The following is a 13,318-nucleotide window of genomic DNA, read 5'->3' on the forward strand; positions in this document are numbered from 1 at the left end:
TTAGTATGAAGAAATATAAAGGAGTTGCTATAGGAGCAGGTTATTTTAGTGGTTTTCAGTACGAAGCTTGGCAACGGATGCCAGAAGTTGATTTGGTTGCTATGAGCAACAGAAACGAAGATCGTGCGAAGCCAATTATGGAAAAATATGAGGTAGCTCGTCATTATACCGATTGGAAAAAAATGATAGATGAGGAGAAGCCTGATTTTGTAGACATCATTACGCCTCCAGAAACACACTTGGAAATGGTGACTTATGCTGCCAATAAAGGGGTGGATATCATTTGTCAGAAACCATTGGCGCCTACTTTTGAAGAAGCCGTTGAGGTTGTTGAAGTAGCTAAGAAGGCAGGTGTTCGTTTTATGGTGCACGAAAATTTTAGGTTTCAGCCTTGGCACCGCGAAATCCGTCAGCTCATCGATCAGGATGAGATAGGTCAAGTGCATAGTCTGTTTTTCCGTTCCAGAATGGGTGATGGATGGGGAGAAGATGCTTATTTAGCGCGTCAGCCTTACTTTAGAGATTATCCAAAGTTGTTGATTTACGAAACAGGTATTCATTTTATAGATACTTTCCGATATCATGCAGGTGAGGTAAAAGAGGTGTTTGCTAAATTGCGACGCTTAAATTCTGTGATTAAAGGTGAGGATAGAGGTATGGTTCAGTTGTTTTTTGAAAAAGGAACCTGGGCCACCTGGGATGCAAACCGTTTTAATGAACCTAATTTTGAGAATTCGAGATATACTTTTGGTCACTATTTAGTAGAGGGAGAGAAGGGAGCTATTCGTCTTTATCCCGATGGTAAAATAACCATTCAAAAGTTGGGTGAAAAGGAAGTGGAGAGAGAATATAAACATGTAAACAATGGTTTTGCAGGTGATTGTTGTTACATCACGCAACGTCATTTTGTAGATTGCTTGATAGATGGTTCCGAATTTGAAACCAATGGCGATGATTATTTAAGAAGCTTAAAAGTTCAAGAGGCCGTATACGAATCGGCGGATACAGGAACCTTAGTTCAGTTATAAAAGATATATAAGGGTGGGTAGCAATATCAACCCTTATTTTTTTTTACTGGCAACTCTATTGTAAATTTAGATCCTTCGTTGGGAGAGGAGCTTAAAGAAATCTTACCGCCCATAATTTGTAATAAACCTTTTGAGATAGATAATCCCAATCCAGTACCTTTTATTTTGTTGACTATCTTGGTATTGCCCTGATTAAAACGATCAAATATAATTTCGTGAAGGTCTTCCGAGATACCAATGCCAGTATCCAGTACACTTATTGACAAATAGTCCTTCTCTAATTGGGCTTTAATGGTAATCACCCCGTGTTCGGTAAATTTAATGGCGTTCGAAATAAGGTTGCTTAATATCTGAAATAACTTGGTTGAATCCTGAAGAATAGTAAAGTCTTCAGATAAAGCAGATTCAATTTCTAATTTTAACGCCTTTTCTTTGGCTTCAGCTTCAAATAACTGTTTGGCACTATTCAGTAACTCGTGCACATTAACTTGCGTTTGATGTAGTTCAACTTGCCCAGATTCTATTTTAGAAATATCTATAATATCATTTACAATAGCCAGTAGTTTTTGTCCGCTCACATTAATCACATTCACATAGTGGTTTCGGTCTTCATCGCTCAGTAATGGCTCTTTTAATAACTGACCAAAACCTAGAATTCCATTCATAGGAGTGCGTATTTCGTGGCTCATATTGGCTAAAAAGGCACTCTTTAAACGATCGGATTGTTCTGCTCTTTCCTTGGCAGTAACAAGTTCTTTTTCTATGCTTTTAAAATCGCTTATATCTTCGTAGGTACCCAATACTCCAAATACTTGATTGTTATCATCTACCAAAGGAACCTTATTGGTTCTAAGCCATCTTAATGCATCACTTTTGCTATCGTTTTGTGGTTCCTCATAACTTAATTTAGAAATGCCACTCTGCATTACTTGGTTGTCGTCATTTTGGTATATTTTAGCAATACTATCGCTAAAAAGGTCAGTATCAAATTTGCCCACCACTTCATTCGAATGACTTCTGCCAGCATCTTGTGCAAAATTTTTATTGCAGCCCAAATATTGCGATTGGGTATCTTTCCAAAAAACACGAACGGGAATATGGTCAAGAACTAACTGTAACATGTTATTAGCAGCTTTTAGCTCTTTCTCTTTTTGCATCAACTTTACGTTGGATTGATATACATGATCAAAGCTTTCGGAAAGCTGCTCGTTAGTTACCGTCAGTTCTTCGTTTTGGGCTTGAATCTCTTCTGTTTGTTCTTGCAGTCTTATCTCGTAATCGGCTACCTCGGTATGTTCTCTTACAATAATAGTGATAAGATTTTCCTCCGAGGAAAAAGCTTTAAGGTAGACGGATTGTTTAATTGCTTCGTAATTCACCAGCTTTTCTATGCTGTATTCCGACCTTAAAACCAATGCGATATCGATGGAATCGAATAAACCTTTCAGTTCCGGTTGTAAACCTGATAATAAACCATTTTTTAACTGGCCTGATGTCCTTAGTATTGTTTCCAAGTGATTATTGGTTTCTTCTACCCAGTAATCGTTGGGATGCTTGTCTTTATCTACTCGCACAAGTAAATAACCCATTTTTAGTTGGTCGAAGGTTTTTAAATAATGCGTTGCTGCCGTAGCTGTGTTTTGTTGACTAAGGTTTGTAGACATACGATGCATAAATTTTGGCAAGTGGCAAAAGTAACTTCTTTAAAGAGAAGCCAAGTAAAAAAAAAGTCGCCAAACAGGCGACTATCATTAATTCATCTAAGGTTAAAGTCTTTCTCTTTTACTAAAGAAAAAATCGCATTCTCTATCTGCACTTTCATCACTATCCGATCCGTGAATGGCGTTGTGTGATTTATCTGTGGCAAACATTTTTCTAATGGTGCCTTCCTTGGCATCATTGGGGTCGGTAGCTCCAATTAAAAAACGAAAGTCTTCCACTGCATTTTCTTTTTCTAATATAGCTGCTGTAACTGGTCCTGAGGACATAAAATCAGTTAAGTCACCGTAAAAAGGCTTGCCTTTGTGTTCTTCGTAAAAAATCTCGGCATCACGCTTATCTAATTTAAGCGTTTTAATGGCCGCAAATCTATATCCCGATTCTTCAATTTTATGAAGTATAGCTCCCAGATTCCCATTTTTTACCGCAAATGGTTTTATAATTGTTAAAGTTTTATTTCCAGCCATATGTATTGTTTTTTGTAGTATTAGTTAAATCAACATCTTAACATGTCAAAAGCTAAGATGTTTAAGAATGATGCTTATTATTTATTCTAATTGTTATGGTTAATATTAATAATAATTTAAAGTAAGTCAAAATGGGTAGATTGAATTTCTTAACTTTGATTTTTCAAAAGTAGAATATGATAGATAGTTTTAAAACGGACGAATTAAAAAAGTTAATCGAGTTATCACAAAATATAGTCATTGTGCCTCACCTAAATCCCGATGGTGATGCCATGGGTTCATCCTTAGGTTTATTGCATGTGCTAGAAGGTTTAAAAAAGCAAGTTCAGGTGGTTAGCCCTTCTGCTTATCCTAAGTTTTTGTCTTGGATGAAAGGTTCTGGAGGAGCTATAAACTATGAGGAGGAAAAATCAAAAGCTGAGGAAACCTTTCGTAAAGCTGACCTTTTAATATTTGTAGATTTTAATAGCCTGAAAAGAGTGGGGGAGATGCAGGAATTAATCGCCTCTTTATCTATTAAAAAGGTAATGATTGATCATCATCCATACCCTGAGAATATTGCAGATATCATGATATCAGTACCTGAATCGTCTTCTACTTGCGAATTGGCCTATCATGTGATTAATCAATTGGGTTGGAACGAATATGTTTCGGCAGATGCTGCAGAGTGTTTTTACACAGGTATTATGACGGACACGGGTTCCTTGAGTTATAATTCATCTAATCCGGAAACCTATCGTATGGTAGCTGGTTTGTTGGAAAAGGATATTGATAAAGATAAGATTCATCAATTGGTGTTTCATAGTAATTCCTTTAGCAGGATGAAATTATTGGGACATGTACTTGGCCAGAAGATGATATTGATGGAGGACCAAGGTGCTGCATATATGTGCCTAAGTGCCGAAGAATTAACAGAATTTGGTTTTCAACCCGGAGATACAGAAGGCTTTGTAAATTACCCATTGGGTATTGAAGGAATTAATATCTCGGCTTTCTTCATGGAAAAGGATGGCATTATTAAATGCTCTTTCCGTTCACGCGGTGATTTTCCTGTGAATAAGTTTTCAGAGATGAACTTTTCCGGAGGAGGTCATAGAAATGCTGCGGGAGGAATGTCAGAATTGCCATTAGTGGAGGCTGTACAAAAGTATAAAAACGAATTACCAAAGTTTTACCAAAAATATTTAAAGGATGCCCTATAAGTTATTAGTACAAGTTTTAGTGCTTGTTTTATTGGTGAGTTGCAAAATACAGAGTAACGAAAAGCCACAAACCAGAAAAGTAACTTCTGAAGAACTGATTTCTGTAAATAGATATATGGTTGGTCAGGATGCATCTGCTATTAAAGATTACGTAGAAAGAAACGATCTTAAGATGATTGAGACGAACACGGGTCTTTGGTATGAAATAAATGAAAATGGAGCGGGTGATTTTGTGCAAAAGAAGGATGTAGTAAAAATAGCCTACGAAGTATCATTATTAGATGGTACAACTTGTTACTCATCCGATTCATTAGGCTTGCAATCGTTTAAAGTAGGACAAGGTGGCGTTGTTTCTGGCTTAGAAGAAGGTATTTTGTTATTGCAAAAAGGAACTAAAGCTACTTTTATTATGCCTCCGCATAGAGCGCATGGATTAGTCGGTGACGATGATAAAGTACCTGGGAGGTCTATTTTAATATATAAAGTAGAGTTGATTGATCTTAAAAAGAATAAATAAGTGCAGAGTATTTTTGATGGATTATAATAAAACATTTACTTTGCGCTATTAATAAAAAAATAGAGATAAACGGATGACCAAAATATTTATACGAGTTTTTGCCTTATTACTTATCATTGTTGCCATCAGCTGCGAAAAAAACAGAATTGATAGTCCTAGACAGCTGCAAGAAAAGGAATTTAAATTGTTAAATGAGTTTTTAGAGGTGGTTCCTCATGATAGTATTAATCCTGAAGGATTAACGGTAAGAGACATGTGGACTAAAAATGCGGTAGATACAATAGATCAGGTTGGTGAAGAAGGTATCCTTTACTTTGAAAATGTAACTGGCTCTGGAAAAGTATTAGAAGTTGGAAAAGAAGTTGGATATAGATATATAAGATCAGTAATTTATACAGATAGTATTGGAGAACCTAATTGGGGTGCTATCTCTTCTAACTATTATGAAGTTAATCCTCAGACTCATGTTATTGGCGATGCTTCGGACAATAGTGTGCCAGCAGGAGTTAGACAAGCTCTTATTTATATGCGTAAATATGGAAAATCAAGAGTTATAGTTCCTTCTACACAGGGTGGAGGTAATTATGAAACATCGATTTATGATCTGGAAGTTACCTATGCTGCCAATTAAGGCGTTTTCATAAAAAATATATAAATCATCAACCTTTTAAAGTTGGTGATTTTTTTTGCGCTTAATTGTAGATGGTATTATACCCTTAGTACACTGCTGGGGTATTAGCCTACATCTTACCACATTCCTATCGCCGCTTATTCGCAATCGTATAGCGAACAGTTTGTGTACATTTTGCGAACAGCTTGCGAAGAAGTGCGAAGCGATACCGAAGCATTTGCGAAGCGGTCTCGAAGAAAAGTACCAAAAAGTGCAGAAACTCTTAAAAACGGAACCAAAAATTGAATAAACGCATCATTTTGGAATGATTTTTTGGATTTACGGCCATATTTGGAATCATGGTGTGTTTTAGCTAGTGATTTATCTTCTTCTATTTAAGTATTTGTTTTATAAGTGTCATGATGTGAGGTTTTTATATCTTTAAAAAGTTACAGTAATTTTCTGGTAATTCTTTTTTGTAATACTTTGTTATTTCATTTGAGGTTAACTTAATAGAAACATTGGTCTGGTTTAAATTTTATGGTTCAACTGGGCTTTAGTTGTATCATATAAATAGCGTTTGTTCTATAAGTTTCTAACATCTATTGGGGTAGATAAGGTGGATTCAGAAAAGTTAAAACTGTTTAGATGATGATACCAAGCCTTTTTTATGCAATATCCGCTACTGTACGAATCTTTTGAACGGTAAAATACTAAAGTTACACGATGTAATTGTGTTGCAATTGAGGATAACTTTTTAAGATTATTACATAGTTATCCTGATATTTATTTTCTTTCTTTTTTAAGCCCTATTATTCAAATTTACTTTACTGTTTGAGATGATATTATCATCGTGCGATCTAGACTTATAAATCTTGGAGTTTTGGTTAAAAATGTTCTAAAATTAAATCAGTACTGATTTGCTTAAAATGCACATGTTAAATTCATAGGGAAATTAGTGTTGAATATCAATATAAATGTGCCGAAGTGCTCATTATTTTGGATAAACATGTTTTTATATGGCGTTAGTGGGTGTTGTGAGGAAAATGCAGTTACCCTTGAGAAAAAGGGTGTTGTTTGCTAAAAACAAATAATATTTAGTAGTGACCTAGTAAAAGAACATGGTTGTCATTAAAAAAAGGTCTTTTGTCAAGCCTAAAAAAGCGTTAACACGAGTTAACAACTTTCTGTTCTATTTTAGCAATGTAAATATAAGGTCATCTCAATTGTCCTAGATTTCGATTGACCATATGAGTGAAAAAACTGAAATGTTCTAAATATTATTTTGGGACTGACAGGGCGAAGCTGTATCCAGCAACAAAAAAGACACCATATAATTACCCTAAAAAAAATATTCAATTACATTTGTACAAAATAGCAAAACATTTCGTTTGTTCGGGGTGTTTGAATTGAGTATTAAAGTTGAATATTATATAATTTTCTAAACCTGGTATGCAAAAAAAAGTAACAAATATCTGCTGTATAGGAGCAGGTTATGTAGGAGGACCTACAATGGCGGTTTTGGCGCAGAAGTGTCCTCATATTAAAGTAACTGTTGTTGATTTAAATAAACAGCGAATTGCTGATTGGAATGATGAGGATTTAAATAAATTGCCGGTATATGAACCAGGCTTAGATGCTGTAGTGGCAGAAGCACGTGGTCGTAATTTGTTTTTTTCAACGGATGTGGATAAAGCCATTGATGAGGCGCAAATGATTTTTATATCGGTAAATACACCTACTAAAACCTATGGCGTAGGTAAGGGTATGGCTGCCGACTTAAAATATATTGAGTTATGTGCGCGTCAGATTGCTTCTATAGCTAAAGATGATAAAATTATTATAGAGAAATCTACTTTACCGGTTCGTACGGCGCAAGCTATTCGTACTATTTTAGATTCAACAGGAAGTGGAGTGAACTTTCAAGTGCTTTCTAGTCCTGAGTTCTTAGCAGAAGGAACAGCTGTAACGGATTTACAAGATCCTGATAGAGTGCTTATCGGTGGAGATACTGATGAGGCAGGTCAAGAGGCTATTCAAGCGCTTGTAGAGGTTTATGAAAACTGGGTAAAGAGAGAGCAAATCATTACCACTAGAGTTTGGTCTTCTGAGTTAAGTAAACTTACCGCGAATGCATTCTTAGCACAACGTGTTTCATCTATCAATGCTATTTCTGCTTTATGCGAAAAAACAGAGGCTGATGTGGATGAGGTAGCAGGGGCTATTGGAATGGATACCCGTATTGGAGCTAAGTTTTTAAAGTCATCTGTTGGTTTCGGAGGCTCATGTTTCCAAAAAGATATTCTAAACCTGGTTTACCTTTGTCATCATTTTGGTTTACCTGAAGTTGCAGATTATTGGGAACAAGTGGTGATCATGAACGATTATCAGAAACATCGTTTTGGTAAGGTGATCATGGATAAGCTTTTTAATACTGTTTCGGGTAAAAAGATTGCTTTCTTAGGTTGGGCCTTTAAAAAGGATACCAATGATACCCGTGAGTCGGCATCTATTTATGTGGCTGATCAGTTATTACAAGATAGAGCAGAAATTCATGTGTATGATCCTAAAGTAACAAAAGAACAAATATTTGCTGATTTAGAATATTTACAAACACACCGTGTGGGTAGATATGTGGAAAAAGGCGAATTAATGGACATGGAAGAAATTAGAAGTCTGGTGACTGTTCATACAGATGCATATAGTGCTATGGAAAGCGCACATGCCGTAGCCGTTATGACGGAGTGGGATGAGTTTAAAAGCTACGACTGGCAAAAAGTATTTGATGCCATGTTAAAGCCTGCTTTTGTTTTTGATGGAAGAAATATCCTGGATAAAGCACAATTAGAAAATATGGGCTTTGACGTGTTTAATATCGGAAAAGGCTAGGCCTTCGCTTAGCTCAGGCTGGAGAAAGGGATTTACAGTAAACAGTATTCAGTAGGCAGTGATTTGCAGGTTTTAGAAAGGAACAAGGAGAAGGGAGAATGTGACTTACAGCTTGCTTATTTGCATCCTGTAAATTGAGCTCTGAAAGAGCTAAAGATAATAGCCCTGGGCAACGCCCAGGGGAAACAAATGATTAAGAACGGCGCAACCACAAAATAGTTAAATATGCCTAATTATTTTGCGCCGAAATTGTGAGCAGGTAAAATTCATTGTGAAGAAAGGAAATCGGAAACGGAAAACCTTAGCAAGAAGAAAAAAACCGAAGAATATAAAGAAATAGATTCCCCCTTGGAGAAGGGGGAGTTAATAAAAGGTGTATCAGATTAAAGTCTCTTTAGGGGGATTAAAAATTATAAGTTAATAGATAAACAAAATAAAAACCAGAACCTAATCTAATAATAACCAAATCCTAATTATTCTGAAATAATCTACAATTCTGTAGGGGGGAAGTTCTCATAATTCTTAGCAATAAAATTTATAGTGATTAAAGTATCTCCATATATTGGACTAACTGTGTTATTGTTTGGCTTAAACTATAAAGCAAAGGGCCAGAATATTAATCTGTTTGGCAAACCCTACTTTTTAAGTAATCCTGCCTATTCAATGGATTCAGGTACCTATGTTAATATATTTGCATTGAATACCTTTGTACAAGGTAATCGTATGTCCTTAGGATATGGAGATTTATTGAAGTTAGACCAACAAATGCTAAGAGAAGGAATCATTGGAGTAAATCAGGGTTCATCGGGTTGGATAAATACAGAAATTATTGGGCCTTCCATATCCTTTCCGTTAGGCGAAAAAAATAGGTTGTCTTTTTTTTCTGCTTTACAAGTATTGGGACACTATGATAATTTAGATGGTAGATTAGTAGCTGAGGTCAATGAATCACATCGTTTTAGTCAGACTTATCCTTATGATGTAGCTACTAAAGAAAAGATGATGACTAATGTAGCCAGTTGGAGTAAGTTTGGTTTGGGATTTTCAAGAAACATCTATAGTAAACAGCAACACAAAATAAATTTGGGACTTAACGTATATTATATCAAGGGCGTAGATCATTCTTCTGTGGATGTTGATTTGCAAGGTGGAGAAGTTGACCTGGCGCCTAGTTATATTACGGGTTCTTCAGGAACGATAAGTACTACAACAGCTGGTGCCTGGTTTAATCAGCCTGGTTTATCGGGTGTTTTAAAAGGCCGTGGAAGTTGGGGGGGAGATATAGGTATTAGCTATCAATATAAAAAGGAATCAGACAAGGATTATACCTTAAAAGCTGGTATTACAGTAAATAATTTTGGGCAAGTAAAGTATACTTCTGACAGTACTTATAGTAAAGACTTTGATATTACATTAGAAAATACCAGGTTATACTTTAACCAACAAAGAGATGACTTTAAATTTAATAGAATAGCCAACTATCTGGAAGAAAATGAAAATGCTTTTAAAAAGACGAATGCCAGAAATGAGCACTATCAAATATCTTTACCAACTTCTCTTAACTTATTTGTGGATTATAGATTTACCAATAAATTAGGTTTGTTGGCCAGGGCAAACACATCATTAACTGAGGATAAGTCTATTGATCAATTATATCATTCAAACGATTACGGTATAACACCATATTATACCGATCAACAATTTGGTGTGGCCTTGCCTGTGAGTTATAGAGAATACTCGAAATACAATGCAGGTATTCATGTTGAGTTAGGAGGTTTTAGTATCGCTTCAGAAAGTGCCATATCTTCCATATTAAAAGGAACAGACCAAATAGATGTACACCTAGGAGCAAGGTTTACCTTAAACAAGAAGAATAAAAGCGTTGAAGGTCGCATCAATACTTCTATATCACGACCTCACGATAACACTATTATCCAAAATCCTAACATCAAAAGTTTTATATCTCTAAGTGCTATTGCTACTTCTAATAATACAGTCCCTTTCTGGATGAGGAGTATGCAGTATGGGAGTATTCCTTTAAGTGGTTTATCCACATCCTTAGAGGCGGGTATGACTAAAAATTATAGCTCCTCAAAAAAAGACCAATTATTTGATTGGGGGGCTGGAGCAGAAGCGCGTTTTAATGTGGGTTATACTACGCAAGCTATATTGGTTGAAGCTTATGCTAAAGCTCGCTTAGGTGTTTTTCAGCTTAAAGCTGGACGCTCCAAAGACATGATGGGCTTGGTTGACTCTACCTTATCTACTGGTGCTTTTGCCATTTCTGGTAATGCATTGGGCATACCAAAGGTAGAGTTAAGTATTCCTGAGTATTGTGATGTACCCTTAAGCAATGGACTTATAGCTGTAAAAGGGAATTTTGCCCATGGGTGGATGGGTGAGCAAAGGATTAATACAGATATGGATGGTTTTCCGGTAAAAAATGAATTTGTTAATTCTTATTTACATCAAAAGAGTCTTTATGCCCGACTAGGAAAAACAAAATGGCGGGTTAAACTTCATGGCGGTTTCAATCACCAGGCTATGTGGGGTAATGAAGATGAAATTACCAATCATACATTATCTACTTTGGAAACCTATAAGTATGTTTTTACGGGTACTGCTTATCATCCAGATAATTTTCCAGGGTCCAAAATTGGGAATCATTTGGGCTCTTTAGATCAGGCTATAGAGATAGATTTTAATAAGTTTTCTTTAATGGCTTATCACCAGTTTTTTTACGAAGCGGGGGCTTTAGCTTATTTAGATAATATTAATGATGGTATAACTGGCTTAAGTTATACTAATAAAACACAAAAATATCAACGTAAGTTCAGAGTGAAGAAAGCATTACTGGAGTTTATATATTCAAAAAGCCAAGGAGGAGAAGTTGATTCAAAAGGGCGAGCTTCCGCTGCTGAGGATTATTATAATAATTTTCTTTACAATCAAGGGTGGAGTTTTCACCAAGAGAATATCGGAAATGTTCTTTTTACTTCTAATAAGTATTTAAGAAACGAATTGCCTAAAGGGGATATACAATACTTTACCAATAATAGGGTAGTAGCTGTGCATTGTGGAGGTGTTGGAGAATATAAGAAGTGGATACTTAAGAGTTTTTTTACATGGTCTAATAATTTTGGCACTTACGCTACAGCTCCAGCAAGCAAAGGTAGGGGGAATGAAATATATTATAATTCACCACCTTATTTTGGTAAGATAGGTCAGTTTTCAGGATATCTAGAGGCAAGCAAACAACTAAAGAATGGTTTTAGATTAACACTTATTACCGCTATTGATCAAGGAAGCCTTTTATATAATTCAATAGGAGGTATAGTTAAACTAAGTAAAACCTTGTAATTATTTAATACTAGTTATTAACCTCAATTTTAAACAATATCTAAATGAAAGGAATAATCTTAGCTGGGGGATCAGGAACTCGGTTATATCCAATAACTAAAGGAGTGTCTAAACAACTGCTACCTATTTATGACAAACCAATGATATATTACCCTTTATCCGTATTAATGTTGGCTGGTATAAGGGAAATACTTATTATTTCTACTCCAACGGATTTATCTAGTTTTGAACGTTTGTTAGGTACAGGTAAGGATCTTGGAATAGAGCTTTCTTATAAGGAACAAGTAAGTCCTGATGGTTTGGCCCAGGCATTTATTTTAGGAGAAGAATTTATAGGAAAAGATGATGTTAGCTTAGTGCTAGGAGATAATATTTTTTACGGATATGGATTTTCGGGTTTGTTAAAAAACGCCGTAAGCACTGTAACAAAAGAAAAAAAGGCTTGTGTATTTGGCTATTGGGTTAAAGATCCTGAACGTTATGGGGTATGTACTTTTAATGAAAATAAGGAAGTGACAAGTATTGAGGAGAAGCCTGAAATACCTCAATCTAATTATGCTGTAGTTGGATTGTATTTCTATCCTAATTCAGTTGTAAATATTGCAAAGAGTATTAAACCTTCACCAAGAGGGGAGTTAGAAATTACTACTGTTAATCAAGAATATTTAAATCAGGATAATTTAAATGTAGAGATAATGGGGAGAGGTTTTGCATGGTTAGATACAGGAACCCACGATTCTTTATTGGAAGCAGGGAGCTTTGTAGAAACTATAGAGAAAAGGCAAGGTTTAAAAGTGGCATGTTTGGAAGAAATAGCATATACATTAGGTTTTATAAGTAAGGATCAGTTAATAAGTTTAGCTCAGCCCTTATTGAAAAATGAATATGGTCAATATTTAATGGCACTAATAAATAATAGTAATTAACAAGGTAATAAATATCATTAATGAAATTTACTCCAACAGAAATCCCAGAAGTTATCATTATTGAGCCAAACGTGTTTGGTGATTCAAGAGGCTATTTTTTAGAGTCGTTTAATCAAAAAGAGTTCGAAGAAAATATTGGAGCTGTCAATTTTGTTCAGGATAATGAATCTAAATCTTCGCGCGGAGTATTAAGGGGGTTGCATTTTCAGAACCCTCCGTTTAATCAGGCAAAATTAGTTCGTTGTATTGAAGGTATTGTATTAGATGTTGCGGTGGATATACGAAAGGGTTCTCCTACATATAAAAAATATGTATCCGTATTATTGACAGGAGATAATAAAAGGCAATTATTTGTGCCAAGAGGATTTGCTCATGGATTTGTAGTACTTAGTGAATCGGCATGTTTTGCTTATAAAGTAGATAACTGGTATGCACCTGAACACGATTCAGGTATTGCTTGGAATGATATTGAAGTTGGTGTTGATTGGCAAATTGCTGAAGAGTTAATTCAACTTTCAGGAAAAGATGCGCTACTTAATCCGTTAAGTGAAATTGAAAATCCCTTTTATTACGAAGAGGCAATTGTTTAAATGATAACAT

The 13,318-nt window shown here is 35.4% G+C and carries 10 protein-coding genes; 8 read left to right on the forward strand and 2 right to left on the reverse strand.

What is annotated here, in order from left to right; all coding sequences use genetic code 11:
• Nucleotides 1-5 precede the first annotated feature (5 nt).
• Complete coding sequence (locus tag A8L32_RS01760; protein WP_066627052.1) at nucleotides 6-1,028, forward strand: Gfo/Idh/MocA family protein; 1,023 nt, start codon at nucleotides 6-8, stop codon at nucleotides 1,026-1,028.
• A gap of 26 nt (nucleotides 1,029-1,054) precedes the next feature.
• On the opposite strand, the gene A8L32_RS01765 is transcribed toward A8L32_RS01760, so the two are convergent.
• Together A8L32_RS01765 and ndk are read right to left on the reverse strand one after the other, a co-directional pair.
• Nucleotides 1,055-2,692, reverse strand: a complete 1,638-nt coding sequence (locus A8L32_RS01765; RefSeq protein WP_066627054.1) for a sensor histidine kinase — start codon at nucleotides 2,690-2,692, stop codon at nucleotides 1,055-1,057.
• Nucleotides 2,693-2,794: 102 nt separating this feature from the next.
• Complete coding sequence (gene ndk, locus A8L32_RS01770) at nucleotides 2,795-3,214, reverse strand: nucleoside-diphosphate kinase (RefSeq protein WP_066627058.1); 420 nt, start codon at nucleotides 3,212-3,214, stop codon at nucleotides 2,795-2,797.
• A gap of 176 nt (nucleotides 3,215-3,390) precedes the next feature.
• Here ndk and A8L32_RS01775 point away from each other — a divergent pair, with 176 nt between their 5' ends.
• From A8L32_RS01775 to rfbC, 7 genes are all read left to right on the forward strand, one after another.
• Nucleotides 3,391-4,416 carry a DHH family phosphoesterase gene (locus A8L32_RS01775; RefSeq protein WP_066627060.1) on the forward strand — a complete coding sequence of 342 codons (1,026 nt, stop codon included), beginning with the start codon at nucleotides 3,391-3,393 and terminating at the stop codon, nucleotides 4,414-4,416.
• Nucleotides 4,406-4,933: an FKBP-type peptidyl-prolyl cis-trans isomerase gene (locus A8L32_RS01780; protein WP_066627062.1), complete on the forward strand. Its 528-nt coding sequence runs from the start codon at nucleotides 4,406-4,408 to the stop codon at nucleotides 4,931-4,933. The genes A8L32_RS01775 and A8L32_RS01780 overlap by 11 nt, the downstream gene beginning before the upstream one ends.
• A 73-nt stretch (nucleotides 4,934-5,006) precedes the next feature.
• The gene (locus tag A8L32_RS01785; protein WP_066627064.1) at nucleotides 5,007-5,564 is read left to right on the forward strand and encodes a hypothetical protein; all 558 of its coding nucleotides are present in this window, start codon (nucleotides 5,007-5,009) and stop codon (nucleotides 5,562-5,564) included.
• A gap of 1,431 nt (nucleotides 5,565-6,995) precedes the next feature.
• The gene (locus A8L32_RS01790; RefSeq protein WP_066627067.1) at nucleotides 6,996-8,432 is read left to right on the forward strand and encodes a nucleotide sugar dehydrogenase; all 1,437 of its coding nucleotides are present in this window, start codon (nucleotides 6,996-6,998) and stop codon (nucleotides 8,430-8,432) included.
• Nucleotides 8,433-8,972: 540 nt separating this feature from the next.
• On the forward strand, nucleotides 8,973-11,792 hold the full coding sequence (locus A8L32_RS23270) for a DUF5723 family protein (protein ID WP_083631137.1): 2,820 nt from the start codon (nucleotides 8,973-8,975) through the stop codon (nucleotides 11,790-11,792).
• 44 nt (nucleotides 11,793-11,836) lie between these two features.
• Nucleotides 11,837-12,718: a glucose-1-phosphate thymidylyltransferase RfbA gene (gene rfbA / locus A8L32_RS01800; protein WP_066627069.1), complete on the forward strand. Its 882-nt coding sequence runs from the start codon at nucleotides 11,837-11,839 to the stop codon at nucleotides 12,716-12,718.
• A 20-nt stretch (nucleotides 12,719-12,738) separates the two neighbouring features.
• On the forward strand, nucleotides 12,739-13,308 hold the full coding sequence (gene rfbC, locus A8L32_RS01805) for a dTDP-4-dehydrorhamnose 3,5-epimerase (RefSeq protein ID WP_066627071.1): 570 nt from the start codon (nucleotides 12,739-12,741) through the stop codon (nucleotides 13,306-13,308).
• Nucleotides 13,309-13,318 lie beyond the last annotated feature (10 nt).

It is taken from the genome of Labilibacter marinus (genome assembly GCF_001659685.2).
Lineage (GTDB): Bacteria > Bacteroidota > Bacteroidia > Bacteroidales > Marinilabiliaceae > Saccharicrinis > Saccharicrinis marinus.